This is a genomic window from Methanomethylovorans sp. (genome assembly GCF_050177135.1).
In the GTDB taxonomy this organism is placed as follows: Archaea; Halobacteriota; Methanosarcinia; order Methanosarcinales; family Methanosarcinaceae; genus Methanomethylovorans.
This window is the reverse complement of record NZ_JBFXHJ010000203.1, coordinates 1-3,381: the sequence shown is the minus strand read 5'-3', so window position 1 is coordinate 3,381 and position 3,381 is coordinate 1. Positions and strand designations below refer to the sequence as shown.

The following is a 3,381-nucleotide window of genomic DNA, read 5'->3' as shown; positions in this document are numbered from 1 at the left end:
GAGCATCAGAACTATGGTAAGCAGTATGAGGGTTTGCGCACTTTTACTGTCCGTACCAAGGATGATAGGTATCGGGCCTAACATAATGACACCTGCACCTCGAACTTCTGGCCTTGTGGATACACCTTCCGGACCCTTATGGACCTGTTCACTGTCATCACTTGTCTGATACCGTGCAGTGTTATATCCTTGCTTACTACTACCTTCGCCTGAAGACGTTGAATTACCGATGAGGACCAGAATAGCACCAATGAACACAGACAATATCCCCAGGGAGATCAGAACTTGCGCTATCATCACATTTTCCTCCGGATGAAAATGTATATGAGGCACATAAAGAACCCTGCATAAAGCATAGAAGTGGTGATCTGGGGAGAAGAACCAAAAGCTATTGGGATCGGACCGATCAGTATAAGCCCACCTAAGCCTCCGGCGTCGCTGTCACTATGCATGGTGGAAAAGAAAAAACCTGCAAACAGCAGCAGGACCCCTATGGATATCAGATAGTAACCGACCCTGATAATGTCTCTGGAGGATGCCATAAGGAATAGTAGAAGCTATAATCAGATCATATTCTGGTGGGGAATACCCTGATACGCCTGGAGTTCTGCAGGTTCATCAGAAATATACATGTATTCCCGTTGTGTTCTGTTACCTCTGCGCTCAAGAAGTCCCTTGCCGAACATGCGGGAAAGGTACGTAGATACGGTACTGAGCTTTATAGGACCGTATATTTTCTCGTAGTGTTTCTGTACGTCCTGTGATGAGAACCAGATGCGCGGATATTCATATTTAAGGAACAGTTCCAGTCTTTCATTGATCGTGAGCTTAGTATCTCCGACCCGTTCCTGGAAAGAAGGTGTTTTGCGTGCCGGAGGTACCTGTTGTTCTTGTCTGCCCTGTGGCTCTTGCGGCGACTGTTGTGGCGAGTTATTCACTGGTATATACTGGTTCACAGGTGATGTATTAGGAGATTGGGATGGAGCCCCGTATTGAACCAGTGGAGGCTGGAAGTAGTTTAAATGAGCCGGAGGTACCATTTGCTGGTACTGTGGATACAGCGTATATGGATATACCAAAGGTTGCTGTGGTGAGAAAAACTGAGGTGATACAGGTTGCATAACAGTTTGTGGTGCCACAAGAGGCATCTGGAATACTTGTGGAGATTGTTGATAAGGATGTGAAACTACCTGTGGTGAAGATTGTGAAGTCGTTTGTTGACAAGAAGAAGTGTCATAACTAGCTACAGAAGCAGAAGAAGATCCTGGTGCCTGGACTTTCTTCCCTGTGAACGACCCTATGAATGAGACCAGGCATTTTTGCCATTCATCCCCTGTAAATTCAACATTTACATGCGTCCCGTCTTCATCTGTTATTTCGAGCCGGACCTTCATTATTCTGCCTCTGTGCCTTGTGCATCCATTCATCCCCTCAGATTTATGGATTCACGAACCATATATCCCCTCAGACAATGGTTTTTAGCTTGATCGTTTGTACCCACAGAACACCAGATTGGTTTTCAGTGCTTACAATGATATACATATTACTAATAATATATAAATATTGTGCTGTTGCGGGTGTGTTCAATTGTCTGCAACACAATTAAAGCATGAATAAAGCTTTATTTAGCTAAATAAGCCATAATTCATCCAATCAATTGTACCACATAAATAGATAATGTGAACTTGATAGATAAAGGTTTCTTTTCATTTTCCAGTGGAAACAAAGGGGTTGCTTTTTTACCTCTGAAAACTGTGTTTATGCCATCAAATTAACTTAATACATCACATTACGGGTTATATTTACAATTTGCCCTTCACAATAGAACACTTCTGTGAAATGAAAATAATATGTGGGGAATATAAAAGGCAAGAAATTAATTATATAAAAGATGGAAAGGGCAAAACAAAAAGGTTTGAAACACAATATCGAATTGTACTTCGGTCGGATTTATATCAAATGATGACCATAGGGGCGTCTTATGACGAACACGAGCGCAGATACTCCCGTTGACACCGGCGCATCCAGAAGCAAAGGCCGGACAGAATTTGAGAACCTTGATAAAGAAGATGTAAGGTCACTGCTCAACGAGATAGAACTGCTGAAAGTCAACAACGAGAACATGCGGGCAAAGCTGCTTGAAGCCAGCATGATGAACAACTCCTACATAGAAGAGATCAGCAAGCTCAAGAAACAGGTAGAGCACCTTACAACACCTCCTTTATTCATTGCCAGTGTCATGGAAATCGAAGACAATATGATCCTGATAAGGCAGCATGGCAACAATCAGGAAGTAATGACAAAGATCCCGCCTGCCCTTTATGGAAAACTCGAACCCGGAATGAGAGTTAGCGTAAACGGAGCCTTTTCTATTATATCTATAATACGTAAAGGTACTGACATCAGAGCGCAGGTAATGGAACTGATCAATTCCCCGGGAATAGACTACGATATGATAGGAGGGCTGGATGAAGTCATCAAAGAAGTTATCGAGTCTGTCGAGCTTCCACTGACAGAACCTGAACTGTTCTCCAAGATAGGCATAGAGCCACCAAATGGCGTTCTACTGTATGGCGCACCAGGTACCGGAAAAACCTTGATAGCAAAAGCTGTTGCCTCCAGTGCCAAGGCGACTTTCATCCGCATGTCAGGTTCTGATCTCGTACAGAAGTTCATCGGCGAAGGAGCCAGGCTTGTCAAAGACGTGTTCCAGCTTGCCCGCGACAAATCTCCCGCAATTCTTTTCATAGACGAGATCGATGCTGTGGGAGGTATGCGCACCCATGACGGAACGACCGGTTCAGCCGAAGTGAACCGTACTATGCTACAACTGCTTGCGGAAATGGATGGGTTCGATGCTACAAAGAACGTGAAGGTTATCGCCGCAACGAACAGGATAGATCTTTTAGACCCGGCGCTCTTACGTCCCGGCAGATTTGATAGGGTAATAGAGATACCTCTGCCTGACCTGGAGGCACGTGTGGAGATATTGAATATCCACACCCGCAAGATGAAGCTTGCAAATGATATCGATTTTGACAAGCTTGCCAAGATGACAGCAGGACTGAGCGGTGCAGATATTCAAGTAATTACCAAGGAAGCAGGCATGTTCGTCCTAAGGCGCCGTGGAGAACAGGTCACTATGAAGGATATGATGGACGCTTATGAAAAAGTAGTCTCCGAAGAGGAAATGAATACTCCGCAAGGTATGTTCGCATAAGACATACCTCATTTATCCAGAACGAAAAGTTAATATCCGTTAAGTGTATTGTGGATATGCTGTCAAAGCAAATACCGCAATGCTCCGATAGTGTAGCACGGCCAATCATGCAGGACTCTCACTCCTGCGACTGGGGTTCGAATCCCCATCGGAGCATCCTT

4 protein-coding genes and 1 tRNA gene are annotated in these 3,381 nt (G+C 44.5%); 2 read left to right on the top strand and 3 right to left on the bottom strand.

Features of this window, described 5'->3' with window-relative positions:
* The 3 genes from AB7U21_RS11465 to AB7U21_RS11455 all read right to left on the bottom strand — a co-directional run.
* Nucleotides 1–297 (bottom strand): TIGR00304 family membrane protein (locus tag AB7U21_RS11465; protein WP_428389179.1); only part of this gene is annotated, 297 nt, incomplete at its 3' end.
* Nucleotides 297–542, bottom strand: coding sequence for a TIGR00304 family membrane protein (locus tag AB7U21_RS11460; RefSeq protein WP_428389177.1), 246 nt, complete (start codon nucleotides 540–542; stop codon nucleotides 297–299). The genes AB7U21_RS11460 and AB7U21_RS11465, both read right to left, overlap by 1 nt.
* A 21-nt stretch (nucleotides 543–563) precedes the next feature.
* On the bottom strand, nucleotides 564–1,427 hold the full coding sequence (locus AB7U21_RS11455; protein ID WP_428389175.1) for a hypothetical protein: 864 nt from the start codon (nucleotides 1,425–1,427) through the stop codon (nucleotides 564–566).
* A 554-nt stretch (nucleotides 1,428–1,981) separates the two neighbouring features.
* On the opposite strand from AB7U21_RS11455, the gene AB7U21_RS11450 reads away from it, so the two are divergent.
* Nucleotides 1,982–3,220, top strand: coding sequence for a proteasome-activating nucleotidase (locus AB7U21_RS11450; protein ID WP_428389173.1), 1,239 nt, complete (start codon nucleotides 1,982–1,984; stop codon nucleotides 3,218–3,220).
* Nucleotides 3,221–3,301: 81 nt separating this feature from the next.
* Nucleotides 3,302–3,376 (top strand) — tRNA-Glu (locus AB7U21_RS11445).
* Nucleotides 3,377–3,381: the final 5 nt, after the last annotated feature.